Origin of the sequence: Stenotrophomonas maltophilia (assembly GCF_039555535.1) — a bacterium.
Classification (GTDB): domain Bacteria; phylum Pseudomonadota; class Gammaproteobacteria; order Xanthomonadales; family Xanthomonadaceae; genus Stenotrophomonas; species Stenotrophomonas maltophilia_Q.
This window is the reverse complement of sequence record NZ_CP154630.1, coordinates 4,045,078-4,071,976: the sequence shown is the minus strand read 5'-3', so window position 1 is coordinate 4,071,976 and position 26,899 is coordinate 4,045,078. Positions and strand designations below refer to the sequence as shown.

Sequence of the window (26,899 nt, the reverse complement as noted above, 5' to 3'; positions counted from 1 at the left end):
AGATTCGGAAACGTGAAATCTATCTCAAAACCAGAGCCCGCGCCCGAGGGAAAGGCGTCACCCCTGTTCAGCGATTGCGTTGTACCGCCATCGGCAGGCTGTCGAGGCGTTGCCATTCAGGCTGCTGCAGCAGGGTGGGATCGGCCAGCACCGCGGCCATCAGCGGATGTGCGTCGTTGCCCCAGAACAGTTCGTCGCCGATGGCCAGGGTGGGTACCCCGAACACGCCGGCCGCGATCGCGGCCTCCGTGTTGCGCCGCAACTGTTCCTTGACCGCCGGGGCGGTGATGGCGCTGGCGACATCCTCGATGCCCAGCTGCGCACCCGGTTCGCGCAGGGCCTCGGCGCTGTCACCGGCATGGCCGTCGCGCCAGATCCAGTCGAACAGCACGTCCACCGCCTGTGCGCTGGCTCCGACGGCCAGGCACAGGCGCAGCGCCGACAACGGATTGAACGGATGGCCGGGCGGGAAGCGCATCGGGGTGCCCTCGGCCTGCGCGGTCCACTGCAGGTGGCGGTAGGCGAAGCGGCGCTTGGCGGGGATTTCCGCCGGGCCCAGGTTGCCCAGGTGATGCAGCACCGCACCGAAGGCGATCGGCACCGGCTGGATTTGGCCGACCTGCGGCAGCCGCTTCAGCTTCTGCCAGTGCAGGTAGGAATAGGGTGAGACGAAGTCGAAATACCAGCGCAGCGTGGCCATGAGGGTTTCCTTGAAGGCGGTCAGGGCTGCGCGTTGCGCTGCAGGTAGCGGTCACGCAGGTCAGTCTGGCGCGAGCGCATCGGCATTGCACGGCCGCCCAGCCAGACCTGTTCGGCATAGTGCGCCACGTCCAGCGGGTCGCCCTCCCACAGCACCAGGTCGGCGCGCTTGCCCGGCTCGATGCTGCCGATCTGATCGGCCACGCCGAACGCCTGTGCCGGCACCCGGGTCAGCCCGGCCAGGCCGTCGGCCCAGGGCAGGCCGTTGGCCACTGCATTGCCGGCCAGCTGGCGCATCTTGCGCGCGTTGTGGGTGGCGTCGCCGCGCTGCACGAACGACACCGGCACGCCGGCACGTTGCAGGCGCGCGGCGTTTTCCAGGGTGGCGCCGATCTGGTCGAAGCTGGCCGGCAGGTTGGCCAGCACGTCAACGAACACCGGCACCTGTGCGGCGGCCAGCTCCGGCGCGACCTGCCAGGCTTCGCCGGCACCGGCGATCGCGATCTTCACCTTCTCGCGCGCGGCCCAGCGCAGCAGCTGGCGGATGTCCGAGGCACGATCGACCTCCACCACGATGCGGCCCTGGCCGGCCAGGTAGCGGCTGAGCGTGCGGCGGCCGGCCGGGGTCAACAGCGCGTGCGGCGAATCCGCAGCCACCTGGCCGCGTGCTTCGTCGACCATCTGCTGCAGCAGCATCCATTGCGCGGCGCGCGAATGCCCGGTCAGCTCCGATGCCGCCGAGCCCAGGCGCAGGAACAGCGCGCGCGGACCGATCGGGTCGACGCTGCCATCCAGCCGCATCACGCCGCCCTGGCCGGCCACGAAGCCGCCACCGGTGGCGGCGCCGAGTGCGGTGAAGCCGAAGCCCTCCAGCCGCGTCACCGGGATCAACACCGAGGCCGGGTTGTAGGCCAGGGTGACGTCGAATTCCGGGCGCAGCGGCTGCTCGCCGAGCTTCAGCGAACTGTCCACCGTGCTCGATTCACCCGAGACCTCTTCGATGCCGGTCTCGGTGATGCCACCGAACAGGGCGGGGGTCAGCGGCCGCTCATTGGCTTCGACAACGATCGCCCCGGCCGGCGCGGACAGGCCGGGGCCGACCGCACGGATGATGCCACCCTGGACCAGCACATCGGTGTTCTGCAGGCTGCCGCGTGCGCTGGCCGTGTGCACCGTTGCGTTGCGCACCAGCAGGTCCTGTGCCGATGCCGTGGTTGCCAGCAACAGCAATGCCACCACGGTCGCGCCGGGCCATGCCCGACGACGCTTGTTCAACGCGCCCATCAGCGCACCTCCTGGCCAAGCTGGAAATCGGAACGCGGCGTGCTCGCTGGCGCGCCACGGTCGTACAGCCGGCGGCCATCAATGAAGACCTGCTCGGCCAGCGCGTAGGAACTGAAGGGGTTGCCGTTCCACACCACCACGTCGGCCATCTTGCCGGCCTCCAGGGTGCCGGTCTGGCCTTCGATGCCCAGTGCCTTGGCGGCGTTGGCGGTCATCCAGGTGATGGCGTGTTCGGGCGTGATCTCCGGCATGCGCGCGCGGCGCGCGGACGCCATCACCTTGGCCGCTTCCTGGTTCAGGCGCTGGATGCCCTCGGGAGAATCGGAATGGACGATGGCGCAGCTGTTCTTCGGGCGGTCGACCAGCGCGATGTTCTCCTGGATGCCGTCGAAGGCTTCCATCTTGAAGCCCCACCAGTCGGCCCATAGTGCGCCGCAGACGCCGTCGGCGGCCAGCCGGTCGGCCAGCTTGTAGGCCTCCACGCCGTGGTGGAAGGCGGCCACCTTGAAGCCGAATTCCTTGGCCAGGTCGAGCATGGTGGCCATTTCGTCGGCGCGGTAGCAGTGGATGTGCACGCGGATGTCGCCTTCGATGGCGCCGGCCAGCGTGTCCAGCTTGAGATCGCGCTTGCCGCCGGCATCACCGGCGCTGTCGCCCTTGTCGCTGCCGAACCAGCCCTTGCGCTTGGCCGGCTTGGGCTTGTTCTTGGCGATGTAGTCGGCGGCATCGATGAAGGCAGCACGGTAGCTGGCCACGTTGCCCATGCGCGTGGCCGGGGCTACGCCCTTGCCTTCGCCGTAGACCCGCTTGGGGTTCTCGCCGCAGGCCATCTTCAGGCCCCACGGTGCGCCGGGGAACTTCATCGCCTGGTAGGTGATGGCCGGGACGTTCTTCAGGGTCACGCCGCGCCCGCCGACCAGGTTGGCCGAGCCGGGCAGCACCTGCATGCTGGTCACGCCGCCGGCCAGCGCCGTGGCGAAGCCCGGATCCTGCGGCCACACAGAGTGCTCGGCCCAGACGTTGGCGGTGACTGGCGCGGTGATCTCGTTGCCGTCGCTGTGCGCGCCAACGCCCGGGCTGGGGTAGACACCCAGGTGCGAATGCACGTCGATCAGGCCGGGGGTGACCCACTTGCCCTGTGCATCAATGCGGGTGACGCCCGCATCGGCCTGCAGCTGGCGGCCAACGGCGACAATGCGGCCGTCGCGCAGCAGTACGTCGGCGTTGTCCAGGCGCTGGCCGGTACCGGTCAGCACCGTGGCGTTCTGGATCAGCACCGGCGCATCAGGATGGGCCTGGTAGGTGCTGGGGTAGGGATCGGCGACGAAGCGCGAGGCGCCCATCGCCGGAGCCGTACTCGATGAAAGCAGTGCCAGGGCCACCCCGGCGCGCAACAACGTCGATGCCATGCAGTTCCCCTTGCAGCGTGGTCCAACCGCCGACGCTAGCCCGGTGGTGGCGGGCTTGCCAAGTGACCTTCTTCACAGGGCGGTCGACGGCGGCTCGACTGCACCGGCCGGGTGGCTGAAAATACCAGGTCCCCCGCCGTACCGGACCGCCCATGAAGAGCAAGCAGGAAATCGTCGACAACTGGCTGCCCCGGTATACCGGCGTGCCCCTGGACCAGTTCGGCCAGCACATCCTGCTGACCAACTTCGGTGGCTACCTGCACACCTTTTCCGAGCTGACCGGTGCGCCCGTCATCGGCCTGGACCGGCCGATGGCCAGCGCCACGATCGACGGCATCACCATGATCAACTTCGGCATGGGCAGCCCCAATGCCGCGATCATCATGGACCTGCTGTCGGCAGTGATGCCCAAGGCGGTGCTGTTCCTGGGCAAGTGCGGTGGCCTCAAGCGCAAGAACCAGCTGGGTGACCTGGTGCTGCCGATCGCCGCGATCCGTGGCGAGGGCACCTCGGGCGATTACCTGCCGCCGGAAGTACCGGCGTTGCCGGCATTCGCGCTGCAGCGTGCGGTCTCGACCATGATCCGCGACCTCGGCCACGACTACTGGACGGGTACCGTCTACACCACCAATCGCCGGGTCTGGGAGCACGACGAGGCCTTCAAGGAGCGGCTGCGGGCGATGCGCTGCATGGCCATCGACATGGAAACGGCCACGGTGTTCGCCGCCGGCTTCGCCAACCACATCCCCAGCGGCGCGCTGCTGCTGGTCTCGGACCAGCCGATGATCCCCGACGGGGTCAAGACCGAGGCGTCCGATGCCAAGGTCAGCTCCCAGTTCGTGGAAAACCATATCCAGATCGGTATCGAGGCGCTTAAGCTTATCCGGCGCAACGGCAAGTCGGTCCGCCACCTGCGCTTCGACGAATGATGATGATGGCCTGGCGCGGCGCGCCGGCCCTGGGGAGTAGGTGATGGACGTTGCCGCGCAAGTGGTGGAATTCTGGAAAGAAGCGGGCCCTGCGAAGTGGTTCGCCCGCGACGATGCGTTCGACGCGCAGTTCCGCCAGTTGTTTCTGGATGAGCATTTCGCCGCGGCCGCGCGCGCGCGCGAGCATTGGCTGGGCAGCGCCGAAGGGGCGCTGGCGCTGATGCTGCTGCTGGACCAGTTCCCGCGCAACTGCTTCCGTGGAACCGCCCATTCCTACGCCACCGATGGCCTGGCCCGGCACTACGCCATGCGCGCCATCGAGGAAGGTCTGGACCTGCAGCTGGTCCCGAAGCTGCGCGCCTTCATCTACCTGCCGTTCGAGCACTCCGAGGATCCGCTGGACCAGGACCGTTCGGTGGCGATGTTCGACGTGCTGGGTGACAAGGAATACCTGCAGTACGCCGAATTGCACCGCGACATCATCCGCCGCTTCGGTCGTTTCCCGCATCGCAATGCCGTGCTCGGTCGCTTGCCCACGGCGGAAGAGCTGGATTACCTGGCCGAAGGCGGGTTTGCCGGGTAGGTCCACGCCATGCGTGGATGCAGAAAACGCCGGCGAATGCCGGCGTTTTCTGTGCTGGGGTCAGAGCCCTTTCCTGCGGAAAGGGATCCGACCCCAAGTCGACCCCATGCCGGGACCGGTCAGTACTTCGGCACGCCGTTGTCCACGTCTTCGGACCAGGCATTGATGCCGCCGGTGACGTTGAACACCTTGGTGAAGCCCAGTGCACGGAACTGCTCGGCGGCCTGCGCGCTGCGGCCACCGTGGTGGCACAGGAAGGCCAGTGCGGTGTCCTTCGGCAGGGCTTCCAGCTCCGCACGGCCGTTGCCGTCGAAGCTCCTGAACGGCACGCCGACGGCGGCGATGGCGCGCTCGTCGGCCGGACGCACGTCCACCAGGGTGATGTTGCCGGCACGCACCAGGTCGTCGGCATCACGCACGCTGATTTCCTGTACCGGCTTCGGTGCGTTCGGGTTGTCGATCGCCAGGCCCTTGCCGCGGATGTCGTCCACCCAGTCGATGGTGATGCCGTTGGCGCGACGGGCGCTGGACAGGTCGAACTGCACGCGCAGGCCGTTGGACTCGGCAGCGATCGCGCCTTCGTCATGCGGGGCCAGCTGGAAGTTCGGCTGGAAGCCGGCGTCGATGCTCAGCTGCAGGGCAGCGCCCGGAGCGTCGGCCAGCGCGCCCTTGAGCATTTCCACGGCGGCCGGGGTGACGGTGATGCTCGGCGGGGTGCGGTCCGGTGCGGCCAGGCCCAGCACGCTGCTCAGCTCGCCGCTGGCGGCCATCTGCAGCACGATGTCGCTGCCGCCGACCAGTTCGCCGTCGATGTACAGCTGCGGGATGGTCGGCCAGTCGCCGTAGGCCTTGATGCCTTCACGGATTTCCTGGTCGGCCAGCACGTTGACGTGGGCGAACTCGACACCGAGGTCCTGCAGCGCGCCCACGGCCTTGGCCGAGAAACCACACTGCGGCATCGACGGCTGGCCCTTCATGAACAGCACGACGCGGTTGGCGTTGAGGATGGATTCGATGCGCGAACGCAGGGCGGGATCGAGGGACATGGACGTCGGGGTTCCGGGAATTCGAATCATCAATTCTAACCCCCATGGCATCATGGGGGATGAGCAACGCAGGAACATTGCATCGCATCCCGGCCCGCCCCTGGCGCTGGCTGCCCTGGCTGGTGGCGTCGCAGCTGGCCGTGATCCTGGTCTGGGTACAGGCTGGGTGGCACTGGGGGCTGCCGCTGATGGTGGCCAGCCATGCGCTGTTCATGGTGCCGGTGTTCCTGCCCAACAGCCGTTTCTACGCACCGGTACTCAGCCGGGTGCCGGACGCTGGCAACAGTGTCTGGCTGACGATCGATGACGGCCCCGGCCCGGAAACCCGTGCCGTGCTCGATCTGCTGGACCGCCACCAGGCGCGTGCGACCTTCTTCCTGGTGGGGGACCGTGCGCTGGCACAGCCGGAACTGGTGGCCGAGATCCTGCGCCGTGGCCACGATCTGGGCAATCACAGTCTCAGCCACCCGCAGGCCCGCTTCTGGCGGTTGGGCCCAGCGGCGATGCGTGCCGAGATCGAAGGCTGCCAGCATGCGCTGCAGGCGCTGAGCGGGCATCCGGTGCGCTGGTATCGCTCGGTGGTGGGCATGACCAACCCGTTCGTGGCGCCGGTGCTGAAGGCGCTGGGCCTGACGCGCGTGGGCTGGAGCGCGCGCGGTTACGACGGCGTCGGCTGCACCCCGGACAGCGTGCTGGCGCGGTTGCTGCCGGACCTGCGCCCAGGGGCCATCGTGCTGCTGCACGAGGGCGCCGCCCACGGCCACAATCTGGTGATCATCGAGCGCGTGCTGCAGGCGCTGGAAGAGCGCGGCTTGAAGGTGCAGCTGCCTGACTCGTAGCACCGGGTTCTGGCCGCGTGGAGCAGCCGAGCGTGGGCTCGGCTCTACAGGAATGGTCGCGAGAAACACATTGTAGAGTCGAGCCATGCTCGACTCCGCCATGTATGCCATCCACGCATGGCGTGGATCTACCGCAACAGCACAGCCGAGCGTGGGCTCGGCTCTACACCTCAGGGCGTTCGGCCACCAGCAGCCAGCTGTTGAAGGGCGTACGCCCATGCAGCGGCCGGGGGGCGGTCACCTGCAATCCCGCTTCGGCAAGCGTCGTCTGCAGTACCCGTGGATCGGGGTAGTGGCGCGGGCGCGTGCCCATCCAGCCGACCAGCCAGGCCAGCCGGTCCGCCATCCGCGTGGTGCGGTCGCGGCCATCGCCGGTGGCAAGCGGTGTGCGCAGCAGCAGGCGGCCGCCGGGTGCCACCTGCTCGCTGGCGGCGCGCAGCAGCGCCTGTTGCGGGCCCGCGTCCAGGTACTGCAGCACGTCCAGCAGCAGGACGTGCCCGGCCTGCGCCGGCAGTGGCGCCTGCACGTCCACGCAGTCGAAGTGCACGTCATGCAGCCCGGCGGCGGCACGTTGCGCGCGGGCGATCTTGCCGGCATCCACGTCCACGCCCAGGTAGGGCTGGGTACCGCCACGCTGGCGCAGTACATGGGCGAACAGGCCCAGCCCGCAGCCCAGGTCCAGCACCGGCTGCCCGTCGTCAGGCAGATGCTGCAGCACGCCGTCGTACAGCGGATCGCTGCCGAGCTTGCTGCGGGTGTAGTAGTAGTCGCGGCGGTTGCCCCAGGCCTGCGCCGGGCGGAACGCTTCGGCGATCAAGCGGGCCTGCGGGGCCGTCAGGGGAGTACAGGGCAGGGGCGGGCCGTTCCGTGGCGTGCCGTCCATCGCCTCAGTCCGTGCCGCCAAGCAGATGCGCGGCAACCGGCAGCGCGCGCGCGCTCCACAGCGCGTACATCCTCGCCGAGGGGTGCAGCCCGTCTTCGGCGATCATCGTCGGTTGGTCGCCCTGTGCGCGGCTGATGTCGGTGATGTCGACGAAGGCCACGCCGTGCCGGGTGCTGATCACTTCGGCGGCGGCATTGAACTCGTCGGTTTCGATCTCGATCGCGGCCAGGTCGCGGCCACTGCCGGCACCGAACGGGGTGGCACCCCAATCGGGGAAGGACAGCACCAGCACGCGGCCGGTATCACCGCCGGCGAAGCCGATCGCCCGCTGCAGCAAGGCCTGGAACTGGTTGCGGTACTCGTCCAGCGGACGCCCGCGATACTGGTTGTTGACGCCGATCAGCAGGCTGACGAAATCGAACGGACCCTGCGGTGCGGTCGCGTCGATACCCGCGTCGAGCTCGTCGGTCGTCCAGCCGGTGGTCGCAATGGTCTGCGGGTTGGACAAGTCGATGCCCTGCGCACGCAGCGCAGCGGCCAGCTGGTGCGGCCAACGGCCTTCGACTGCAACCGCTTCACCGATGGTGTACGAATCGCCCAGCGCCAGGTAGGACAACGCCACGGCTCAGGCCACCGAGCGGCGTGGCTTCATCGGCACGACCTTGGTCGCGTCCTCGGCACGGCGCGCCAGCACGCGGTTGATGCGGGCGAACACATCGCGCATCACTGAGGCTTCCGGCAGCAGGGTCACGCGGAAATGATGGCGGTAGGGCACGTTGAAGCTCGAGCCCGGCACCACCAGCACGCCTTCGTTGTTCATCAGGTCCAGTGCGAAATTATGGTCGTCGAAGCCCTTGGCGGCGGCGCCGACCACGGCCGGGAACGCGTACAGCGCGCCAGCCGGCGCGACCAGTGACAGGTGCTCGCTGGCTTCGCACGCTTCGATCACCGCGCGGCGGGTTTCATACAGGCGGCCACCGGGGGCGCACAGCTCGGAAATGGTGTCCGGGCCATTCACCGCCGCCTCGATGGCGTACTGCCCCGGCACGTTGGCGCACAGGCGCAGCGCACCGAGCAGGTCCAGCGCGGCGCGGAAATCGCCCAGGCGCGCGTCGCCGCCGCTGAGGTGGGCCCAGCCCACGCGCCAGCCGCAGGCGCGGTGCACCTTGCTCAGGCCGCTGAAGGTCAGGCACGGGTGGTCGCCGGCCAGCGGCGCGACCGGCTGGAACACCGCATCGTCGTACAGGATCTGGTCGTAGATCTCATCGACCAGCAACAGCAGGTTGTGGCGGCGCGCGATCTCCACCACGCGCTCCAGCAGTTCGCGGGGGTAGCTGGCGCCGCTGGGGTTGTTCGGGTTGATCAGCACGATGGCGCGCGTGCGCGAAGAGACCAGGGCCTCGATCTCGCTCGGGTCCGGCTGGAAGCCGTTTTCGGCGGCGCAGCGGTAGTACACCGGGCGGCCATCGTTGAGGATGGTCGAGGCCGACCACAGCGGGTAGTCCGGCGAGGGCACCAGCACTTCGTCGCCCGGGTTGAGCAGTGCGCGCAGCGACAGGTCGATCAGTTCGCTGACGCCGTTGCCGACGAACATGCGGTCCGGGTGCGCATCGGGTGCACCGCGGCGGGCGTAGTACGACGCGATCGCTTCGCGCGCCACCGGCAGGCCCTGCTGGTGGGTGTACGGGTCGGTGCGGCCCATGTCGTCGGCGATCGCGCGCTGCAGGTGCTCGGGCGCGCGGAAACCGAAGTTGCCCGGGTTGCCGATGTTGAGCTTGATCAGCTTGCGGCCCTGCGCCTCCAGCTCCCGGGCTCGCCGCGCCAGTTCTCCGCGGATTTCGTAGCGCACTTCGGAAAGGCGCTCGCGGATGGCCAGGGGCTTGGGCGAGGAGGTGGACATGGGGTATGGGCCGTCAAAAGGCATGGGGCTTCCATCCTACCGGAATTGCTGCAATGCATGGCAAGGGCTCCGGGCCCGTCACTGCTGGGCTGGCAGGGCGCCGGCACAGGTAGAATGGCGGCGATGACCCAGACCCCCGATTTCATCGCCCTGCAGACCATCGGCTGGCCCTGGCCGGGCCCGGCGCAGCAGGCCGACTGGCAGGCCGCGATGGCCGCGCACCCGCAGGCCCGCCCGGCACGGGTGATCGAACAGCACCGCACCCACTACGTGGTGGCCGATGGCCCGTACGCCTCGATCAAGGCCGAGTCGCTGCCCGAATGGCAGCGCCCGCGTTTCCCCAGCCATGAACGGCCGGCGGTGGGCGACTGGGTGCTGCTCGACGGCATCCGCATCGTCGCCCTGCTGCCGCGGCGTACCGCGATCAAGCGCGGCGCGGCCGGCGAGCATTACCACCAGCAGGTGATCGCGGCCAACATCGATACGGTGTTCATCGTCTGCGGGCTGGATGCCGACTTCAATCCGCGCCGCATCGAGCGCTACCTGCTGCTGGTCGGTGGTGGTGGTGCCGAACCGGTGGTGGTGCTGACCAAGGCCGACCAGACCGAGTACAGCGAGGACGCACTGGCGGTGCTGGAAGAGCTGGAGATGCAGGGCATTGCCCTGCATGCGATCAACGGCCTGGATGCCGGAAGCGTTGCCGTGCTGCAACCGTGGCTGGGCCCGGGCCGCACCGTGGTGCTGGTCGGTTCCTCCGGTGCCGGCAAGTCCACGTTGACAAACACGCTGCTCGGCGAGCAGCGGATGAAGACCAACGCGGTGCGCGCCAACGATTCGCGCGGCCGCCACACCACCACCCATCGTGCGCTGATGCCGCTGCCGATGGGCGCCTGCCTGATCGATACCCCTGGCATGCGCGAGTTGAAGCCGACCGGCGAAGAAACACTGTCCGAAGGTGGCTTCGCCGATATCGAAGCGCTGGCGGCACAGTGCCGCTTCAACGACTGCAAGCACCAGCAGGAACCGGGCTGCGCGGTGCGTGCGGCGATCGAGGCCGGTGAGATCGAAGAGAGCCGGCTGCTGAACTACTTCAAGCTGAAGGAAGAAGTGGCCGCCGCCGCCGCCAAGCTGGCCGTTCGACAGGCCGAGACCGCGCAGGAGCGCGGTGGCAGGAAGGGCAAGGGCCAGCAGTTCCGCCCGGCCGGAAAGCCGCGTAGGCGGTAGCAAGGCAGCCGAGCATGGGCTCGGCTCTACAACGGTTGCATCCTGGGACACCCTGTAGCGCCCGAGCCGATGCTCGGGCGGCGGCGCACAGCGCCGGATACGGCAGGGCGCTATAGTCCGCCCATGGAACCGACCGCGACGCTGGACCGTGACGTGGCCCACCATGCAGCGCTCGATGCGCGCCTGGTCGAGGCCGTGGGAGGCATCCGCCTGCTGGGCCTGACCAGCTGGCCGGCAACGCTGCAGGCGCCGTTCCTGGAAAGCGTGGCTCGTGGGCAACCGGTGCTGCCGAAGGTGGACTACCCGAGGCTGGATTTCAGCGAGGAGCGCCGCGCGCTGGCGGCGATCTCTGCCGACTGCGACGACAGCCACCCGCTGGGCCACTACGTGCAGCAGTCGGCGCAGAGCTGGGACCTGGCCGCGCAGCTCTTGGAAGGGCTGGGCACCGCCGTCGTCGATACCTGTTCGGTGCAGCTGTTTGGTGCGCCCGAGCAGCCGCTGCCAGGCAATGGCCCGAGTACGCGCGAAGCGGCGCGGCACTTCATCCAGATCGCCGCCGAACTGGACCACGAACTGCTGGCGCCGGAAGAGCAGGTGCCGGTCTCGGCCATCGCCCTGCAACTGCAACTGCAGAACGACCTCGATGCGTTCTTTGAATCGCGCATCATCCAGGTGCAGCTGGACCCGGAACTGGTCTCCAAGGCCGCCGCCGGTCCGACCCGTATCCGCCTGCGCACCAGTGCGCGCTTCAGTGCCTACGACCGTGCGCAGCTGTTCCACCACGAAGCACTGGTGCATTCGCTGACCGCTTTGAACGGCCGCGAGCAGCCGGTGCTGCCCAGCCTGGCGCTGTCGTCGCCACGGGTGACGGCAACCCAGGAAGGACTGGCTACTTTCGCCGAACAGATCACCGGCAGCATCGACATCGAGCGCCTCAAGCGCATCAGCCTGCGTACCGAAGCGATTGCAATGGCGCGCGAAGGTGCCGATTTCATCGAGGTGTTCCGCTACTTCTGCAATGCCGGGCAGAACGCCGAAGAGAGCTTTGCGTCGGCACAGCGCGTGTTCCGTGGGGTGCCGCCGAATGGCGGCCTGGCCTTCACCAAGGACACGGTGTACCTGCGCGGCCTGGTGTCGGTGCACACCTTCTTCCGCCACATGCTGGCCGAGGACCGCCTGCAGGTCTGCCGCTGGTTGTTTGCCGGCAAGATGAGCCTGGCCGATGCGATTGCCTTCGCGCCACTGTTCGAAGCGGGTGTGCTGAAGCCGCCGCGCTGGCTGCCGCACTGGGTGAGCCGGGCGAACGGCCTGGCCGGGATGCTGGCGTTTTCGCTGTTTGCCAACCGGATACGGATGGACCAGCTGGCGCCGGAATGAAATGCGTTGGCGGATTGTGGCGTCTTGATTGATATCGGGGAGAGCGGGAGGCTTGCGCTGGCCAGGACACGCCGCAAGTACGTCCCTGTAGGCTCGGCCACGGCATCCATGCCGTGGACGGTCCTGGCCAGCGCAAGCCTCCCGCTCCAGACAATTTCCCGCGAGACGGCCAGCAGTCCACCAGAGGGATTGCGCTTGAAGAGCTTGAAAAGCAGAGAGCCGGGCAATGCCCGGCTCTCTGCTTTTGCTTTTGCTCTTGCTTTCCATTGCCTCCGCGCCGGCGCAGGAAATTGTCGGGCGCGGGTAGGCAGGCCCATGCAGGACCGTTGGCGCCATGGATGGCGCCATCGAGCCCCCAAGGACGGGTTTACGGCGTGTCCTGCATGGGCCTGCCTACCCGCGCCATGCAGAAATACGCAATGCGCCGCAGCGCCCGCTTCTGACTTAGAACTCCGCCGCCACCGTCATGAACAGCTGCCGCGGCGCGCTCGCATGGATCGCATACCGCGTGCCCTTCGGATCGGTCGGTGCGAACGAACTCAGCTGGCCCGCATAGCGCTTGTTGGTCAGGTTGGTCGCATTCAACGACACCCGCACGTTGCGCAGGCCCAGGCCCGGGCCGAAGTCGTAGCCCGCACCGGCGTCGAAGGTGGTCACGCCCGGCACAGACTGGTCGTTGGTGTAGGTGTAGTAGCGCTTGCCGGTGTACTTGGCACGCAGGCTGGCGAAGAAGCCGTCGCGGTTCCAGCTGATTTCACTGGAGGCCATGCGCTGCGGCGTATCCACCGTGATCTTGCCGGCTACCGGCACGATGGCGCCGCCCGAGGTGTAGTCATCCTCGTAGGTGGTCTTGTTCCAGGACAGCGCGTTGTACCACTGCAGGCCGTCGATCGGCTTGAGGATGAAGGTCAGCTCCGCACCGTGGCTCTTCACCGAACCGACGTTGATGAAGCGCGTCACGCACTCCGGACGCGTACCGACTTCGATGCTGGAACACGGATTCAGCGACAGCAGGCGGTTGTCGAACTTCACGTTGTAGGCGGCGATCGAGGCCTGGTACTTCTCGCCAAAGGTACGGAAGCCGGCTTCAAGGCTCTTGGACTTCTCCGGCTCCAGGCCGGCGCTGGCCGCGAACGATTCCGGCGACACCTGCAGCGGGCCACCGCTGCCGCCACCGACGAAGGCGGCGATGTTCTCGGCGTACGAGGCGAACAACTCGTTGTTGGCGTTGAGCTTGAAGCCCAGGCCTACCTGCGGCAGCACCGATTCCCTGGCGGTCAGCGTGCCCGAGGCGATGCTGGTTTCCACGCCCGGCTTGGCAGTGGCGCGCATGCGGGTGTTGGGGCTCTTGATGCCCACGTCCACAGTCAGGCGCTGGTCCAGGAAGCGCATGCGGTCCTGCACGTAGAACTGGCGCGTGCGGATGTCGAAGTCCTGGTTGAACAGCAGGCGGTCCGGGTTCTTCAGGTACAGGTCGTCCAGGAACGGGCCGCTGATGTAGTAGAAGTTGCGCGAGACGTTATGGTCGTTCTGCTCGTACCACAGCCCGGCCTCCAGTTCGTGGATGCCCACCGTCCACGACAGCGCGGCGGTCAGGCCATCGCGGTTGATCGTGTAGTTGGTGCTGCGGATCGAGATCGGCAGCATCTTGTCGGTGCCCGGGTAGGACGGCTGGCCCGGTGCCCACCAGTGGCCCTGACCACGGTTGTCATGGTGGTAGGCCAGCAGCTTCAGGCGACCCTGCTCACCCAGACGCAGGTCGGCATCAACCGAGTACAGGTTGTCGTCGCGCAGCGCACGGCTCTGGTAGTAGGCATCGTCGATGCTGGTGACGCCGCCACTGAACTTGCACTTGCTGCGGTCAAGCGTGCCCGGTGCGCAGTACGCGGCAGCGACGGCGCGATCCCAGTCCGGTGCGTAGATGTTCCAGTCATAGCCCAGGCCGCGGGCCAGCATGTCCTTGGACAGGTAGGCGTAGTTGGCCTGGCTGGCGCGCGAGGTGGCCACGAACGCACCGAAGCGGTGGTCGCCGACATTCCACACCGCCTTGGCATTGAACTGGCGGGTGGTCTGGTTCTGGTACGGCGCGGCCCACATGTCCTGGTCCTGGTGCACGCCGGACACATAGGCCGAGAAGCCGTTGAGGTCGCCGGTATCCACGCGCAGGTAGCCACGGCGCTGGTTGTTGTCGCCGACGGTGACGCTGGCGCGTCCACCGAATTCGGTGGACGGGTCCATCGAGAAATACTGGATGGTGCCGCCCAGGTTGCTGGTCGAGGCCACGCCCAGCGAGCCGATGCCCTGCGACAGTTCGGCGCCAGCCAGGTTCTCGGCGATGATCGCGCGGGCGATGCTCAGGCCGTTGTAGTTGCCGTAGCTGTTGTCACCCAGCGGAATGCCATCGAGCGTGTAACCCAGCCGGCTCTTGTCGAAGCCACGCAGGCTGATGGTCTGCGATTCCTCATTGGCACCGAAGGCATCGTTGGACTGCACCGACACGCCCGGCAGGCGGTCGAGGATCTTCTGGCCACTGGTACCCGGCGGCAGCACCTGCTTGTCGACGGTGGTGATGCGCTGCACCTGGCGGGTCTCGCCCTGGCCGATCACGGAGACGGTATCCAGCGTCTGCGCGCTCAGCGCGGCATCGGTGCTGGCGCCGGTATCGGCGGTGGTGGCAGCGTGGGCGCTGGCGGCGGAGAGCGCGATCGCCACGGCGATCGTCAGGTATCGGGTCTGCATGGTGGTCCGTTGCATTGGGGGTGGTCACCGGCACGCGTGCGCGGTGCTTGGCCACTATGCGAACGGAACATGAAACCTTCTTTACGAAAAACCAACGAACGGTGCAGGACCGGCGCAGGTCTGGCAGCCGAATGAAAAAAGGGGCCGGATCCCCCTCGCAAGCAAAGGTTCACCGGCCCCGCGCACTCCGTGGGGGAGGCGGTCCACGCATTGCGTGGAGACGGGCTCAACCCATGTACAGGCCGCCGTTGACCGGATAGTCGGCGCCGGTCACGTACGAGGCTTCGTCCGAGGCCAGCCACGCGCACAGGCCGGCCACTTCTTCCGGGCGACCGAGGCGGCGCACCGGTACCGAGGCGGCCAGCCGGTCCAGCACGTCCGGCGGGAAGCTGCTGATCGCCTGGCTGGCAATGTAGCCCGGCGACAGCGTGTTGACGGTGACCCCGCGCGACGCAACTTCGGCAGCCAGTGCACGGCTGAAACCGTGCATCGCGGCCTTGGCGGTGGCGTAGTTCACCTGCCCGATCTGGCCCTTGTGGGCGCTGACCGAACCGATGTTGATGATGCGGCCCCAGCCACGCGTGGCCATTCCATCGACCACCTGCTTGGTCAGGTTGAACAGCGAATTGAGGTTGGACGCGATCACCGCGTTCCAGTCTTCCACCGTCATCTGCCGGAACAGCAGATCGCGGCTGCCGCCGGAATTGTTGACCAGCACGTCCACCTCGCCGACCTCGGCACGCACCTTGGCGAACGCGGCGCTGGTCGAGGCCCAGTCGGTGGCGTTGCCCTCGGAGGCAATGAAATCGAAACCCTGTTCGCGCTGCTCGCGCAGCCAGTTGGCCTTGCGCGGCGAGTTCGGCGCGCAGCCGGCAACCACGGTGTGGCCGCTGCGGGCCAGGCTCTGGCAGATGGCAGTGCCGACACTGCCCATTCCACTGGTGACGTAAGCGATTCGAAGCGTCATTGCAGAAGGCTCCTTGGCAAGGGGGCAGGCGGCGAGGGGATACAGGCCGAACAGCAGGCTGCCGATCATCAGCAGCATCGAGATGGCGATGGCCCACTTCAGGGTGAACTTCTGGTGGTCGGCGAATTCGACCTTGGCCAGGCCCACCAGCAGGTAGGTAGAGGGCACCAGCGGGCTGAGCAGGTGCACCGGCTGGCCGGCCAGCGAGGCGCGCGCCATCTCCACCGGGGTGATGCCGTAGTTGCCGGCGGCCTCGGACAGGATCGGCAGCACGCCGAAGTAGAAGGCGTCGTTGGACATGAAGAAGGTGAACGGCATCGACGCCACGGCGGTGATCACCGCCAGGTACGGGCCCCACGATTCCGGAATCACCGCCAGGAAGCTGTGCGACATGGCTTCGACCATGCCGGTGTTGTTGAGGATGCCGGTGAAGATGCCCGCGGCGAAGATCAGCGACACCACCGACAGCACGTTGCCTGCATGGTTGACCACGCGGCGGCGCTGCTCGGCCAGGTTCGGGTAGTTGATCACCAGCGCGATGGCGAAGCCGACCATGAACAGCACCGGCATCGGCAGCACGCCGATGATCAGCGCGGTCATCAGTGCCACGGTCAGGGCCAGGTTGACCCACAGCAGCTTCGGACGCTTGATGTCCTCGGCGTCTTCCACGGTCGGCAGCGGATTGCTGTCGTCGGACACGCTGTTGTCCATCCAGCTGCCGCCCTTGGGCAGGGTCACCACGCCAAGGCGACGGCGTTCCTTCAGGCCCAGGTACCAGGCCAGCAGCAGCACACCGGCACAGGCGATCACCATCGACGGGATCAGCGGCACGAACACATCAGCCGGATCCACGTGCAGCGCGGTGGCCGCACGTGCGGTCGGGCCGCCCCACGGGGTCAGGTTCATCACGCCGCCGGCCAGGATGGTCACGCAGGTCATGTTCAGCGCGTTCATGCCGAGGCGCTGGTACAGCGGCAGCATCGCCGAGACGGTGATCATGTAGGTGGTCGAGCCGTCGCCGTCCAGCGAGATCAGCATCGCCAGCACCGCGGTGCCGAGCACGATCTTCATCGGATCGCCCTTGACGAAGCGCAGGATCACCCGAACCAGCGGATCGAACAGGCCGGCATCGATCATCACGCCGAAGTAGAGGATGGCGAACATCAGCATCACGCCGGTCGGCGCGATCTTCTTGATGCCCTCCAGCATCATCTCGTCGATGCCGGCGCCGAAGCCGCCGATCAGCGCGAACAGGATGGGAATGGTGATCAGGGCCACCAGCGGCGACAGCCGCTTGCTCATGATCAAGTACATGAATGTAATGACCATGCCAAAGCCGAGGATGCTCAGCATCATCTGCGGACTCCTTGCGAATACAGGACGTGGGGGAGTGGAAGGGGCCCGGGCGGCATGCCCGGGAATTCGGGCTTAGAAGTCGTACTGCAGGCGGCCGGTGACCGCGCGCGTGCGGTCCACCGTCACCCCGGCAAGGCGGTCGCGGTTGCGGCTTTCGATCACGTTGAGCATGAAGCGCAGGTTGTCGCGCAGGTACCAGTTGCCACCCAGCGTCCACGCCTCGGTGCTGCCGCGGCGCAGGTCCGGCGCACCATCGAGATGCCGCGCGCCCCACATCTGGTCGTAGCGCAGCGCCACTTCGAACGCGCCGGCCTTGTGGCGGATATCCTTCACCCGCGCGAAGCGGCCGGTCTTGCGGTCGTAGGCGCGGCTTTCGCCGGTGACGAACCAGCTGACCATGCCGTAGGCGGCCATCACGTCGCCGCGCTGCGCACCGTCATCGAAGGTGGCGCCACTGAACTCGCCCTGCCACGACAACGGGCCGCGCACCTGCGCGTACTCCAGCGACCATTTGTTGACGTCGGTATCGCGGCCGGCCGAGAAGTCGACCAGGGTCAGGCGGCTGTTGTCGGACAGGTGGCCGGCCGGGCGCGGACGGATCTTCAGGCCCGGAACGCCGTTCGCGCCCGGATTGTCATAGGCCTCGCGGGCCAGCGACAGGCCCAGGTGCAGCACGTCGCCATCGGCGGGCGAGGGCGCCCAGGTGACACGGCCACCGGCAGCACGCCCCTTCACCTGCCAGGCGTCGATGCTTTCCAGGCTGTAGATGCTGGCGGCCCAGGTGAAGTCACCCGGATTGGCCTGCCACGACGCGCCCAGACGGTACAGCGGCGCCAGCGTGGTGCCGGCATTGCCGCGCTCCAGGAAGCTGCCGTAGTTGGAGCTGGTGCGGTCATCCAGCGAGAAGTACTGCTTGAACTGGCCGACGGTGAGCTTGCCGGCCTTGCCGAAGCTGCGCGCCAGGTACACGTCCTTGGCCTCGACGCGGTCGCCGGAGAAATCGGCCTCCAGCTTGTAGTCGACTACGAAGAACTTGCCAGACACGTCAACCCACGCACGGCGGATTTCGGTGTCGTCCTTGTTCGGGGTGCCGCGGTTGTCGTTGTCGAAGGTGGCGAAGTCCAGGTGCAGGCGGCCACCGAGAGTGGCGGTGACCGGACGGTCGTCTTCGGCAGCGAAGGCCGGCGCCGACAGCGCAGCCAGCGCCATCATGGCGGCAGGACGCCGCCAGGCAAACGTGAATTCCACAAACCCTCCCAGGTGCGCGCCAGGCGCGCGGCAATCGTGGGCACCGGACGGTGCGCGGCCGCAGTCTGGGTCGGGCAAGCTGTCATCGTCCTGTCAACGGATTGTGCGGTGCAGCGTAAAAGGCCGCCGGGCGCGCCCCGGCGGGCGGACCCGGCGCCATGCGGTAGCATTCGCTTCCCCTCCCACCGTCGTGCCCATGCGCCTGCTGCTGGTCGAAGACAACCCGGATCTGGCCGATGCGATCATCCGTCGCATGCGTCGCAGTGGCCATGCCGTGGACTGGCAGGCCGACGGCCTGGCCGCCGCCAGCGTGCTGCGCTACCAGAGCTTCGACCTGGTAGTGCTGGATATCGGCCTGCCCAAGCTCGACGGCCTGCGCGTGCTGGCCGGCATGCGCGAGCGCGGCGACAGCACGCCGGTGCTGATGCTGACTGCACGGGACGGCATCGAGGACCGCGTACAGGCGCTGGATGTCGGCGCCGACGACTACCTCGGCAAGCCGTTCGATTTCCGCGAGTTCGAGGCGCGCTGCCGCGTGCTGCTGCGGCGTGCGCGTGGCCAGGCAAGCGAGGTGGTGCAGGTCGGTGGCTTCCAGTTCGACAACGCGGCGCACCGGGTCACGCTCGACGGCGAACCGATCGAGCTGCCCAACCGCGAATACCGCCTGCTGGAGATCCTGGTCGGCCGTATGGGCCAGGTAGTGGGCAAGGACGAGATCGGCAACGGCCTGTTCGGCTTCGACGACGAAGCCGGTCCGAATGCCATCGAACTGTACGTCGGTCGCCTGCGGAAGAAACTGGCGGGCGCACCGCTGCGCATCACCACCGTGCGCGGTGTCGGCTACCTGCTGGAAGCCAGTGATGGCAGCGCCGACGCCGATGGCTGACGTACGCGCTGCGAACGCGGCGCCGGGCTCGCTGCGGCGCACGCTGCTGCTCTACCTCGGTGCGTTGCTGGCGGTGTTCGCGGTGGCGCTGCTGTTCGCCGCGCGCGACTATGGCCAGCGTGCGGCAAACCGTTCCTACGATCACCTGCTGGTGTCTTCGGCGTTGTCCATCGCCGATTCGGTCGCCCTGGTCGATGGGCAGTGGCAGGTGGATCTGCCGTATGCGGCGCTGGATCTGCTGGCGATGGCGCCAGAAGATCGCGTGTTCTATCGCGTCGCCGACAGCCGCGGCAACCTGATCACCGGTTATGCCGATCTGCCGTCGCCGCCGCGTCGGCCCGGTACGCAGCCGCAGTTGTTCGATGCTGCCTACAGCGGTGAGACGGTGCGCTTCGTGGTGGTCAGCCGCAGTTTCGCCGCGGCCTCGGCGCAGGGCGAGGTGCAGGTGCAGGTGGGCCAGACCCGGCGTGCCCGCGAAGCCGTGGCGCAGGACATGGTCAACCGTGCGCTGTTGGCGATCGGTGTGCTGTCCGGCCTGTTGCTGGCGCTGGTGGCGTTCGGCGTGCATCGCGCGTTCCGCCCGCTGGTACGGGTGGAGCGCGAGCTGTCGCGGCGCGAACCGTCCGACCTGAAGCCGCTGGACGCGCGCGTGCCGCGCGAGATGGACCAGATGGTGGCGGCACTGAACCGCTTCATGGAACGCCTGTCCAGCAGCAACGAAACGCTGCGTGCGTTCATGGCCGAGGCCGCGCACCAGATGCGAACGCCGCTGGCGGCGCTGCGCGCGCAGGCACAGCTGGCGCTGGATGATGACGATCCGGACGACATGCGCCGCAGCCTGCAGGCGATCGAACGCAATGCCACGCACATGAGCCGCCTGCTCAACCAGCTGCTCAGCGATGCCAGCGTGATCCATCGTTCGCACCTGCAGCGCTTTGCGGCGGTGGACCTGGCCGAAACCGTGCACCAGGCCCTGCATGAAGCCCTGCCGCAGGCCGGCCCGGCACCGCGCGTGCAACTTGCGATGACCGCCGAGCCGGTGCAGGTGCACGGCGACGCGCTGCTGCTGCGCGAGGCGATCAAGAATCTGGTCGACAACGCGCTGAAGTACGGCGGCGACGGTCCGTTGCAGATCGCGTTGACCGTGGAAGGCGGGCAGGCGGTGCTGACCATCGCCGACCATGGTGCAGGCATCGCGCCCGCTGATGCCGAACGCGTGTTCGAGCGCTTCGCCCGTGGCGAAGGCGCGCCGTCCGGCGGCGCCGGGCTGGGCCTGGCTATCGTCAAGCGCGTGGTCGACAGCCATGGCGGCCGCATCGACCTCAGCAACCGCCCGCAGGGCGGGCTGATCGCCACCATCCGTCTGCCACGGAGCAGTTCATGATCCGCCTGTTCGCCGCTGCCGTTGCCTTGCTGCTGGCCTTGCCGGTGCTGGCCGCGCCCGGCGATGTGCGCCGTTTCCCCGCACAGGGAGCGGTCACCGCGCAGCTGCGCATCCACGGCACCACCGACATCGAAGTGTTCGCGGTGGTCATCGCCGACTACCAGCGCCTGCATCCGGGCACTGAAGTGGTGTACGAGGACATCATCACCCAGGACCTGTACGCGCGTTACCTGCACGACCGCGGCGGACCGGCATCGCCGGACCTGCTGATCTCCAGCGGCATGGACCTGCAGACCAAGCTGGTCAACGATGGCCACGCACTGCCGCATCGCTCGGCGCAGACTGCCGCACTGCCGGCCTGGGCGCAGTGGCGCAACGAGGCCTTCGGCATCAGCTACGAGCCGGTGGTGATGGTCTACAACACCCGCGCGCTGGCCGCGGCAAAGGTGCCGCATACGCGCCGCCAGCTGCTTGATCGCTTGCGTGCCGAAGGCGCACCGCTGCGCGGCAGGGTCGGCACCTATGACATCGAGCGCAGCAGCGTCGGCTACCTGCTGGCCACCCAGGACGCACAGCGCGGTAGCATCGCAGGTGCGTTGCTGGGTGCGCTCGGCGACAACGACGTGGTGCGCGAGGAACGCACCGGCGTGCTGCTGGACCAGGTCGCCAACGGCCAGTTGTCACTGGTCTACAACGTGCTCGGCTCCTACGCGCAGGCCCGTGTCGATGCCGGCGCGCCGCTGGCCATCGTCGAGCCCGAGGACTACACGCTGGTGGTACTGCGCACCGCAGTCATACCGCGCACCGGCCCGCACCCGGAAGAGGCGCGGCGCTTCCTCGATTACCTGCTCTCGCCGCGTGGCCAGCAGGTGCTGTCGCGCGAAGCGCGGCTGATGCCGATCGTGACCGGCAGCGCACGGGGCGAAGACGCACCGGGCCGTAGCCGCCGCCCGATCCAGCTTGGCCCCGGCCTGCTGGTGTACCTGGACGCGCTCAAGCGCCGCCAGTTCCTCGACGCCTGGCGCAGCAGCGTAGAGCCGGCAGGGCGCTGATGTGCTGGTAGCGCCGGGCCATGCCCGGCGGATGCGGTTTGCTGCCCGTACAATGTCGGCATGAGCGAATACACCATCCTGATCGCCGATGACCATCCGCTGCTGCGTTCGGCGGTGGTGCAGTCCTTGCGGCAGAGCCTGCCGCTGGCACAGGTGCGCGAGGTGGCCAGTGCCGATGCGCTGGCCGAAGCCCTTGATGCGCAGCCCGAGGTCGATCTGGTGCTGCTGGACCTGACCATGCCCGGTGCGCATGGTTTTTCCGCGCTGCTGCACGTGCGTGGCTCGCATCCGGACATCCCGGTGGTGATTCTCTCGTCCAACGACCATCCGCGGGTGATCCGCCGTGCCCAGCAGTTCGGCGCAGCCGGTTTCATCCCGAAGTCGGCCCCGGCCGAGACCATCGGCGAGGCGGTGCAGTCGGTGCTCGACGGTGGCCTGTGGTTCCCGGCGATGGCGGCGGAGCGTTCCGAGGCCGATGCGCTGCTGGCCAGCCGCCTGGCGCAGCTGACGCCGCAGCAGTTCCGGGTGCTGCTGTGCCTGGCCGATGGCCTGCTGAACAAGCAGATCGCCTATACGTTGGGCCTGGCCGAGAACACGGTGAAGGTGCATGTCACCGCGATCCTGAAGAAACTCGAATGCCACAGCCGCACACAGGCGGCGGTGCTGGTGAAGGCGCTGGAGCCGGAAGGCGACGCCGGCATCGGGTTGTAGTTTCCAGCCAACGGCGCAGCCCCTCGTGGGTGGTTTTGGGGGCGTTGAAAGCAAAAGCTGCGAGTGAGCCGGTCGGGTGGGGTGCGCGGTGGACGCCACGGATAAGAAAAAGAAGATCAAAAGAAAAAGCAGCCTGGCAGGCCGCCTTTTGTAGAGCCGAGCCCACGCTCGGCTGCTTTCCGGTCGGCCCGCGAAGCCGAGCATGGGCTCGGCTCTACACGAGCAAGCGCAGCGCGCGACCGCTTTTGATCTTCTTTTTCTTCTCCGTGGGTGGAGAACATCCGTGAACTGTCAGCGGCCGGGTGGGTGGGCAGTGCGGGGTGTCCGCGGCAAGGATGCCGCGGCCAAGCCCCCATGGATGGGTTCACGGCGTCCCCGCACTGCCCACCCACCCGGCCAGCCCTCAGCAATCCTGCCTTCCGCGACCAGCCAGACACCACCCACGAGGGGCTGTGCCGTTGGCTGGAAACTACCCGCGATGCCGGATCAGCAACTGACTCATCAACGCCCGCAGCGCCGGCGGCTTCACCGGCTTGGCCATCATCCCCCAACCGCGCTCCGCAGCCATCTCGCGCAGCCCCGCATCACGCTCGGCGGTCACCAGCACCACCGGTGGGCGCGCCTGCCACAGCTCGGCCAGCGTCTCGTACAGCACCGGGCCATGGTGATCGCCCATGCGTACATCCAGCAGCACCAGATCCGGCACCGTTTCGACACTGGCCAGCAGCAACGCGGCCTGCGGGCCATCGGCCAGCATCACCTCGCAGCCCCAGCGTTCCAGCAGGGCGCGGCTGGCCGCGCAGACGTGCGGATCGTCATCGATCACCCACACACGGCGCCCGCGCAGTGGATTGTCCGCCGCCGGCTCCTGCGCCAGTACCGGGGCTGGCGCGGTGGCTGGAATCGCGCTGGCGTCGCCGAAAGGCACGCCAACCGCGAACACGCTGCCTTGGCCCAGCTGCGAGCGCAGCCGGATCGGATGGCCAAGCAGGCGGCCGATGCGGTCGACGATCGCCAGGCCAAGGCCGGCGCCGCGCTGCTGGCCGTCGTGCAGGCGGCGGAATTCCTCGAAGATCTCGCCCTGCAGCGCATCGGGAATGCCCGGGCCCTGGTCGTGCACTTCGATCCACAGCAGACCGTCGCGGCGGCGGCAGCCGAGCAGCACGCGGCCGCGTTCGCTGTAGCGCAATGCGTTGGACAGGAAGTTCTGCAGGATGCGCCGCAGCAGCGCTTCATCGCTGACCACCACCGCAGCAGTATCGACCCAGTCGACCACCAGCCCGCGTGACTGTGCGGCGATGCCGAACTCGCGCGCCAGCGTCTGCAGCAGCGGGCCCAGCCGGAACGCCTGCACGCGCGTGGGCAGGCTGCCCGATTCCAGTCGCGCGATGTCCAGCAGGCTGTTGAGGATCGCGTCCTGCGCGGCCAGTGCAGCGTCGATGTGGTCGCTGGTCTGCTGCTGTGCCGGGTCGCTCAGTTTGCCGCGCAGCACCGAGACGAACATGCGCGCGGCGTTGAGCGGTTGCAGCAGGTCGTGCACCGCCGAGGCGACGAAGCGGGTCTTGTAGCGGTTGGCCTGTTCGGCTTCGCGGCGTGCTTCGTCCAGGTCACGGGTGCGCTCGGCGATGCGGTGCTCCAGCGCGTCGGCCAGCGAACGCAGTTCGCGCGCGGCATTCTTGTAGCTGGTGATGTCGGCGTAGCTGGTGACGAAGCCGCCGTCGGGCAGCGGGTTGCCACGGATCTCCAGCACCGTGCCGTCGTCCTTCTCGCTTTCGCGCATGTGCGGGCGGCCGCTGCGCAGGTGGTTCAGGCGACGCTCGATGGCCTCGTCCACCGGGCCCGGACCGAGCAGGCCACGGCGTGCATTGAAACGGAACAGTTCCTCGATTGGACGGCCGACGCGCACCAGGTCTGCCGGGAACCGGAACAGTTCGAGATAGCGTGCATTCCATGCCACCAGCCGCAGTTCGCGGTCGATCACCACCACGCCCTGCGGCAGGTGCGCCAGGCTGCGGCTGAGGCCGCTGTCAGCGTCGGTTGCAGCCTGCAGCAGGCCATCCTGTGCGGTGCGCAGTTCCTGCGCATGCTGCTTGAGCAGGGTTTCGAGCTCGCGGCGACTGCGCAGGCGGTGCTTGGCCAGACGCCGGCGCTGCTGCACGAACAGCACCAGGAAGCCCAGTGCAAGCCACGCAGCACCGCCGGTGAGTGCGGCCGCGCGACCGGCAGAAGTGGCTGCACTGGCATCGTGCAGCAGATGCAGGTTCCAGTCTTCCACAGGCAGCGCCAGGCTCTGCCACAGCATCGGCTGCGGCAATGCGGGATCCAGCAGGCGCACCATGCGGCCGCCGTCGGCCAGCACGTCCTCGGTACGCGCACGCAGTGGCTGCAGCGCACGGTCGGCGTACTGGCGGGCATCGAGCATTTCGCGGCGCTCGTCGGCGCCCAACGGGCGCAGCAGGCGGTAGCGCCAGTTGTCTCGGTTGGCCAGGAAGACCACATCGTGGTCGTCACTGGCCAGCACCACGTCCGGGCTGCTCAGCCATTCCTGTTCCAGCGCCGACAGCTCGACCTTGATCACCACCACGCCCAGCCGCTGGCCACCTTCCTCGATGGCCTGCGACAGGTAATAGCCGGGTACGCCGGTGGTCATGCCGATGCCGTAGAAGCGGCCACGGCCCTTGGCCAGCGCCTGCCGGTAATACGGGCGGTAGCTGTAGTTCTCGCCGACATTGGTGGTCGGCTGGTCCCAGTTGCTGGCCGCCACCGCCACGCCGTCGTGGCCGACCAGGGTCAGGGTCGAGGCGCGGGTGACCTCATTGGCGCGTTGCAGCTTGAGGTTCAGCCGCTGCCGTTCGGCGGGCGAGGGCGGCACGCGCAGGGCGTGCAACAGGTCCGGGTCCAGCGCCAGCACCTGCGGCAGCGTGCCGAAGCGGTCGATGCGCTGCTGCAGGCCCTGGCCATACAGCTGCAGCTGGCGTTGCACCTGGCTGCTTTCGTCGCCCAGGGCACGCCGCCATGCGTAGTGGCCGGCGGCCACTGCAGACAGCACGGTGCCACCGACCATCACCGCGATGGTCAGCAACAGCATCCGGTGGCGGCTGAGCCAGTACATGGCGGCAGTCTACGCAGGGCCGGCGGGCGTGGCATGCACGCCCGCCGGGGTCTGACGTGGAAGGGGTCAGAAGTGCATCTGCGCGCGCAGTTCGAAGATCTCCGGCGTGCTGTGCACACCACGACGGCTGGCGTCGACCTTCACGTAATTGGCCTGGAATTTGAAGTGGCTGGTCAGGTACCAGTTCGCGCCCAGGGTCAGGTCGTGCTGGCGGCCACCGAGGATGCTGCCGTCGTCCAGGTCCAGGCGGCTGTAGCGGGCCACCAGCTCCACCGCACCGTAGTCGTGCGCCGGCTTGATGTTGGCCACGGCACCGGCGTTGTACGGGCGCGACTCGCCGGTCAGCACCCAGCTGGCCATCGCGTACTGGCCGCTGCCGGTGTAATCCGGCTTGCCGTCATGGCGGGTGACCGTGGCGCGCAGGGCTTCGGCCTGCAGCGAGAAGGGGCCGCGGATCCAGATGCCTTCCAGGCCGGTGCGGCGGATCTGGTCGGCGGTGACCAGGGCACCGGAATCGACGTAGCGGATGTCGGTCAGGCCGGCTTCCGGGCGTGCGCGCAGGCGCGCGCTGGCCTCGTGGTGCACGTCACGGCCATCGCTGTAGCCGCGCGGATTTTCCTGCGAGTAGGCCAGGCCCAGGTGGATCACGTCACCCGGCGCCTTCACCGGAGTCCATACCGCACGCACCGCCTGGGTGGTGCCGGGGTTGTCACCCTGCAGGTCCTTGCCACCGTAGGCGCCGGCCTGCAGCAGGTACTGGGGGCGCTCCAGCACCCATTCCACGCCGGTGCGGCGGCCGGCGTAGAAGGCCTGCACGGGCAGCGCGGTTTCCAGGAACGTGCCGGCGCGCGAGGACGTGTTCGCATCCAGGCCGACCGGGGTCTTCATGTAGCCGAAGCGGAAACGACCCACGTCGCGGCCGAAGAAGGCCTTGCTCTCGAAGCGCACGAATACGTCCAGCCAGGTGTCGGCCTGGAAGTCGTAGTAGACCATCGCGTCGTAGACGCCCTTCTTCTTCAGCGTCGCACCGAACTCCTTGCGGCGCACGGCGTCGTCGTCCTCAAGGCCGCTGCCCGAGGAGAAGTCGTTGTAGTCGTAGGCGATGTTGGCGGTGGCGGCCAGTTCGGTGCCGTCGCCGAAGGTGTACTTGGTCGGCCAGTTGTCGAAATCGGCAGCCGAGGCGAAGGCGGGAAGGGCGGCCAGGGACAGGGCCAGCAAGGTGGGAATCGGGCGCATGTTGGGTGCGGCTCTCTCAGATTGCGTGTGGACAG

The 26,899-nt window shown here is 67.8% G+C and carries 21 protein-coding genes and 1 pseudogene; 9 read left to right on the top strand and 13 right to left on the bottom strand.

Annotation, left to right across the window (positions count from 1 at the left end):
• Positions 1-67 precede the first annotated feature (67 nt).
• The 3 genes from AASM09_RS18740 to AASM09_RS18730 are packed head-to-tail and all read right to left on the bottom strand — an operon-like array spanning position 68 to position 3,326.
• Positions 68-700: a 2-hydroxychromene-2-carboxylate isomerase gene (locus AASM09_RS18740; RefSeq protein ID WP_049428225.1), complete on the bottom strand. Its 633-nt coding sequence runs from the start codon at positions 698-700 to the stop codon at positions 68-70.
• A gap of 20 nt (positions 701-720) precedes the next feature.
• Positions 721-1,983: an amidohydrolase family protein gene (locus AASM09_RS18735; protein WP_049428222.1), complete on the bottom strand. Its 1,263-nt coding sequence runs from the start codon at positions 1,981-1,983 to the stop codon at positions 721-723.
• Complete coding sequence (locus AASM09_RS18730; RefSeq protein ID WP_238378643.1) at positions 1,983-3,326, bottom strand: amidohydrolase; 1,344 nt, start codon at positions 3,324-3,326, stop codon at positions 1,983-1,985. Before AASM09_RS18730 ends, AASM09_RS18735 begins: the two co-directional genes overlap by 1 nt.
• A 218-nt stretch (positions 3,327-3,544) precedes the next feature.
• On the opposite strand from AASM09_RS18730, the gene AASM09_RS18725 reads away from it, so the two are divergent.
• Together AASM09_RS18725 and AASM09_RS18720 are read left to right on the top strand one after the other, a co-directional pair.
• A complete protein-coding gene (locus tag AASM09_RS18725) occupies positions 3,545-4,321 on the top strand; it encodes an AMP nucleosidase (RefSeq protein WP_005414446.1) in 777 nt (258 codons plus the stop codon).
• Positions 4,322-4,364: 43 nt separating this feature from the next.
• Positions 4,365-4,904: a DUF924 family protein gene (locus tag AASM09_RS18720; RefSeq protein ID WP_049428215.1), complete on the top strand. Its 540-nt coding sequence runs from the start codon at positions 4,365-4,367 to the stop codon at positions 4,902-4,904.
• A gap of 119 nt (positions 4,905-5,023) precedes the next feature.
• On the opposite strand, the gene grxD is transcribed toward AASM09_RS18720, so the two are convergent.
• Positions 5,024-5,950: a Grx4 family monothiol glutaredoxin gene (gene grxD / locus AASM09_RS18715; RefSeq protein WP_049426662.1), complete on the bottom strand. Its 927-nt coding sequence runs from the start codon at positions 5,948-5,950 to the stop codon at positions 5,024-5,026.
• A gap of 59 nt (positions 5,951-6,009) precedes the next feature.
• On the opposite strand from grxD, the gene AASM09_RS18710 reads away from it, so the two are divergent.
• On the top strand, positions 6,010-6,789 hold the full coding sequence (locus AASM09_RS18710; protein ID WP_049426661.1) for a polysaccharide deacetylase family protein: 780 nt from the start codon (positions 6,010-6,012) through the stop codon (positions 6,787-6,789).
• Positions 6,790-6,952: 163 nt separating this feature from the next.
• Here AASM09_RS18710 and AASM09_RS18705 read toward each other — a convergent pair whose 3' ends face one another.
• Genes AASM09_RS18705 through AASM09_RS18695 form a run of 3 tightly spaced genes read right to left on the bottom strand, consistent with a single transcriptional unit; the run spans position 6,953 to position 9,572 of the window.
• Complete coding sequence (locus AASM09_RS18705) at positions 6,953-7,672, bottom strand: class I SAM-dependent methyltransferase (RefSeq protein ID WP_049426660.1); 720 nt, start codon at positions 7,670-7,672, stop codon at positions 6,953-6,955.
• A 4-nt stretch (positions 7,673-7,676) separates the two neighbouring features.
• A complete protein-coding gene (locus tag AASM09_RS18700) occupies positions 7,677-8,294 on the bottom strand; it encodes an SGNH/GDSL hydrolase family protein (RefSeq protein ID WP_049426659.1) in 618 nt (205 codons plus the stop codon).
• Between the two features lie 3 nt (positions 8,295-8,297).
• Positions 8,298-9,572 carry a pyridoxal phosphate-dependent aminotransferase gene (locus AASM09_RS18695; protein ID WP_049426658.1) on the bottom strand — a complete coding sequence of 425 codons (1,275 nt, stop codon included), beginning with the start codon at positions 9,570-9,572 and terminating at the stop codon, positions 8,298-8,300.
• Positions 9,573-9,686: 114 nt separating this feature from the next.
• Here AASM09_RS18695 and rsgA point away from each other — a divergent pair, with 114 nt between their 5' ends.
• On the top strand, positions 9,687-10,796 hold the full coding sequence (gene rsgA, locus AASM09_RS18690; protein WP_049426657.1) for a ribosome small subunit-dependent GTPase A: 1,110 nt from the start codon (positions 9,687-9,689) through the stop codon (positions 10,794-10,796).
• A gap of 123 nt (positions 10,797-10,919) precedes the next feature.
• Positions 10,920-12,173 carry a flavohemoglobin expression-modulating QEGLA motif protein gene (locus tag AASM09_RS18685; protein WP_049426656.1) on the top strand — a complete coding sequence of 418 codons (1,254 nt, stop codon included), beginning with the start codon at positions 10,920-10,922 and terminating at the stop codon, positions 12,171-12,173.
• Positions 12,174-12,617: 444 nt separating this feature from the next.
• Here the strand turns inward: AASM09_RS18685 and AASM09_RS18680 are convergent, their stop codons facing one another.
• The 4 genes and pseudogenes from AASM09_RS18680 to AASM09_RS18665 form a co-directional block, all read right to left on the bottom strand.
• Positions 12,618-14,912, bottom strand: coding sequence for a TonB-dependent receptor (locus tag AASM09_RS18680; protein WP_049426906.1), 2,295 nt, complete (start codon positions 14,910-14,912; stop codon positions 12,618-12,620).
• Between the two features lie 226 nt (positions 14,913-15,138).
• Complete coding sequence (phbB, locus tag AASM09_RS18675; RefSeq protein ID WP_012481221.1) at positions 15,139-15,879, bottom strand: acetoacetyl-CoA reductase; 741 nt, start codon at positions 15,877-15,879, stop codon at positions 15,139-15,141.
• A gap of 30 nt (positions 15,880-15,909) precedes the next feature.
• Positions 15,910-17,232 (bottom strand): annotated as a pseudogene (locus AASM09_RS18670) (CitMHS family transporter); the annotation flags it as partial.
• A 75-nt stretch (positions 17,233-17,307) separates the two neighbouring features.
• Positions 17,308-18,447, bottom strand: coding sequence for an OprO/OprP family phosphate-selective porin (locus AASM09_RS18665; protein ID WP_049426908.1), 1,140 nt, complete (start codon positions 18,445-18,447; stop codon positions 17,308-17,310).
• A gap of 232 nt (positions 18,448-18,679) precedes the next feature.
• Between AASM09_RS18665 and AASM09_RS18660 the strand changes: the two genes are divergently transcribed.
• From AASM09_RS18660 to AASM09_RS18645, 4 genes are read left to right on the top strand one after another with little or no spacing between them, the layout of a single operon-like run.
• Positions 18,680-19,369 (top strand): response regulator transcription factor, encoded by a 690-nt coding sequence (locus tag AASM09_RS18660; protein ID WP_049426910.1) that lies wholly within the window; start codon positions 18,680-18,682, stop codon positions 19,367-19,369.
• On the top strand, positions 19,362-20,753 hold the full coding sequence (locus AASM09_RS18655; RefSeq protein WP_049426916.1) for a sensor histidine kinase: 1,392 nt from the start codon (positions 19,362-19,364) through the stop codon (positions 20,751-20,753). Before AASM09_RS18660 ends, AASM09_RS18655 begins: the two co-directional genes overlap by 8 nt.
• Positions 20,750-21,805 (top strand): ABC transporter substrate-binding protein, encoded by a 1,056-nt coding sequence (locus AASM09_RS18650; RefSeq protein WP_049426912.1) that lies wholly within the window; start codon positions 20,750-20,752, stop codon positions 21,803-21,805. Before AASM09_RS18655 ends, AASM09_RS18650 begins: the two co-directional genes overlap by 4 nt.
• Positions 21,806-21,865: 60 nt before the next feature.
• Entirely contained in the window at positions 21,866-22,516 is a 651-nt protein-coding gene (locus AASM09_RS18645) for a response regulator (RefSeq protein ID WP_049426914.1), read from the top strand.
• A 469-nt stretch (positions 22,517-22,985) separates the two neighbouring features.
• Here the strand turns inward: AASM09_RS18645 and AASM09_RS18640 are convergent, their stop codons facing one another.
• Together AASM09_RS18640 and AASM09_RS18635 are read right to left on the bottom strand one after the other, a co-directional pair.
• Entirely contained in the window at positions 22,986-25,628 is a 2,643-nt protein-coding gene (locus AASM09_RS18640; protein ID WP_049429082.1) for a hybrid sensor histidine kinase/response regulator, read from the bottom strand.
• Positions 25,629-25,694: 66 nt separating this feature from the next.
• Positions 25,695-26,864 (bottom strand): OprO/OprP family phosphate-selective porin, encoded by a 1,170-nt coding sequence (locus AASM09_RS18635; RefSeq protein ID WP_049429081.1) that lies wholly within the window; start codon positions 26,862-26,864, stop codon positions 25,695-25,697.
• Positions 26,865-26,899 lie beyond the last annotated feature (35 nt).